This window comes from Actinoplanes sp. NPDC048791 (assembly GCF_040650095.1).
Lineage (GTDB): Bacteria > Actinomycetota > Actinomycetes > Mycobacteriales > Micromonosporaceae > Actinoplanes.
The window spans coordinates 1-1,635 of sequence record NZ_JBEZGQ010001451.1; the positions used below are offsets into that span (position 1 = coordinate 1).

At 72.3% G+C, this 1,635-nt stretch carries 2 protein-coding genes and 1 pseudogene; 2 read left to right on the forward strand and 1 reads right to left on the reverse strand.

Annotation, left to right across the window (positions count from 1 at the left end):
* Together AB0C29_RS47315 and AB0C29_RS47320 are read left to right on the forward strand one after the other, a co-directional pair.
* Nucleotides 1-474: pseudogene (locus tag AB0C29_RS47315) on the forward strand (rRNA small subunit methyltransferase B); the annotation flags it as partial.
* 48 nt (nt 475-522) lie between these two features.
* Complete coding sequence (locus tag AB0C29_RS47320; protein ID WP_360834788.1) at nt 523-1,161, forward strand: sulfotransferase family protein; 639 nt, start codon at nt 523-525, stop codon at nt 1,159-1,161.
* Nucleotides 1,162-1,166: 5 nt separating this feature from the next.
* On the opposite strand, the gene AB0C29_RS47325 is transcribed toward AB0C29_RS47320, so the two are convergent.
* Nucleotides 1,167-1,635, reverse strand: a 469-nt coding sequence (locus AB0C29_RS47325) for a septum formation family protein (RefSeq protein ID WP_360834790.1), incomplete at its 5' end; no start/stop codon positions are given.

The window sequence follows — 1,635 nt, forward strand, 5'->3', positions numbered from 1 at the left end:
CGGCTGGTCGAGCTGGCCACCGCCGGACTGCCGGTCACGGTGCTGCCGACCGACGGCCGTACGGTCGGACGCGATCCCGACCTGCCGGAGGAGGGCTTCGACCGGGTGCTGGTCGACGCGCCCTGCACCGGGCTGGGCTCGCTGCGCCGGCGTCCGGAGTCGCGCTGGCGGCGTACCCCGGCTGATCTTCCGCCGTTGACCCGGCTCCAGCGGGAGCTGCTCGTGGCCGCGCTGCGGGCCGTGCGTCCCGGCGGCGTGGTCGCCTATGTGACCTGCTCACCGCACATGGTGGAGACGCAGGTGACCGTCACCGAGGGCGCCCGCCGCAGCGGTGTGGAGGTCGACTTCGTGGACGCGCGCCCGTTGCTGCCGCCGGGCATGCCCAAGCTGGGCCCGGGGCCGACGGTGCAGTTGTGGCCGCACCGGCACGGCACCGACGCGATGTTCCTGGCGGTGCTGCGCCGCACCAGCTGAGCGCCTTGTGCACTGTCCCGGTCAACAAAGTCCGGTATAAAGATGGACATGGATGTCATCGGGGCAGGTTTCGGCCGTACCGGCACACTCAGCCTGAAGATCGCGCTCGAGATGCTGGGTCGCGGGCCGTGCATGCACATGCTGCCGCTGCTCGACGATCCCGAACGGGCGACGCTGTTCGCCCGGGCCGCCGAGGGTGACCTCTCCAGCCTTGACAAGGCGCTGGAGGGGCACCGCTCCACGGTGGACTGGCCCGGCACGTACTTCTGGCGGGAGCTGACCGAGAGGCATCCGGACGCCAAGGTGGTGCTGACGGTCCGCGACCCGCAGAAGTGGTACGACAGCGCGCACAGCACGATCTTCCAGGCGGCGCGGAGCGCGCCGCGCGACGGCGACGACTCCGTGACCGCGGGCCTGGCCATGGTCCGGTCGCTCATCTGGGAGGGCACCTTCGGCGGCCGCTTCGCCGACCGGGAGCACGCCGTGCGGGTCTTCACCGAGCACAACGAGGCGGTGCGCCGCGAGGTCCCGGCGGACCGGCTGCTGGAGTTCGAGGTCTCGCAGGGCTGGCAGCCGCTCTGCGACTTCCTCGGCGTCCCGGTGCCGGACGCGCCGTTCCCGCGGGCCAACGACAGCGCGACCTTCCAGGCGCGGATCCGGGAGCGGCAGAGCGCCGGCAAGTTGTAGCGCCGTCAGTCCACGGGCAGCACCGAGGGGCCCGCGCCCTTCAGCGAGCGGGTGAAGGTCCGCTTGGCGAAGTACACGAAGCAGCGCACCCGCCGCTCGCCGGACAGCCATTCGGTGCGCGTCGGGTTGTAGGAGATCCAGCCGGTGCGGTACTGCATGTCCGAGTCGTCCGGCAGCTTCGCGAACTTGGCGATCACCCCGCGGCAGCCCGCCGCGCTGCGCTCGGTGCCGGACTCCAGCGCCGCGTAGGTGATCTCCGGCGCCTTCCACAGCCCGGCGAACTCGGCCCGGTGCCGCTCGTCACACGGCACCGGGCGCATCGTCGTCACCGTCTCGCCGTCGACCGTCGGGTTGAAGCAGCCCAGCTTGAGCGGCGACGCACCGGCCAGCTCCCCGGCCAGGCTGCCGGTGCGGCTGGTCCGGCTCTGCCCGTCGAGGTCGGCGGTCGTGACGTCGCAGCGGAACCAGCGCGCG